Origin of the sequence: Planotetraspora sp. A-T 1434, from assembly GCF_025420585.1 — a bacterium.
Taxonomy (GTDB): domain Bacteria; phylum Actinomycetota; class Actinomycetes; order Streptosporangiales; family Streptosporangiaceae; genus JAOEGB01.
The window spans coordinates 1-510 of record NZ_JAOEGB010000104.1 but is presented as its reverse complement, the minus strand read 5'-3'; the positions used below and the strand labels follow the sequence as shown (position 1 = coordinate 510).

1 protein-coding gene is annotated in these 510 nt (G+C 68.8%); it reads left to right on the top strand.

Annotated features, from left to right (window positions below; translation table 11 throughout):
• On the top strand, positions 1-510 hold a 510-nt coding region (locus N5079_RS35150), incomplete at both ends, for a transposase (protein WP_261588543.1).

The window sequence follows — 510 nt, the reverse complement described above, 5'->3', positions numbered from 1 at the left end:
GCGGCGCCTGTGACTGTGCCGATTCGGGGTGTGCACACCAGCAGGTCGCCCAGATCGTGCGGACCGCGCTGGAACGCCTGGACGACATCCCTGGCATCGGCGCGCTGGCCGCCCAGGTCATCATCGCCGAGGTAGGCCTGGACATGTCCCGCTTCCCGACCGCCGACCACCTGGTGTCGTGGGCGAAGCTGTGCCCCCGTACCATCCAGTCCGGCGGCAAGCAGACCGCGGGCAAGGCCGGCAAGGGCAACCCCTACCTCAAAGGCGTTCTCGGCCAGGCTGCCGCTGTCGCCGCCCGTACCGACACCTTCCTGGGCGAGCGCTACCGGCGCATCGTCAAACGCCGCGGCAAGCTCAAAGCGCTGGTCGCGGTGGCCCGCTCCTTGCTGGTCATCATCTGGCACCTCCTGGCCGACCCCACCGCCCAATTCCACGACCTGGGCGCCGACTACCACACCAACCGCCTCGACACCGGAAAGAAGGTCCGCAACCACATCCGGCAGCTGCAGG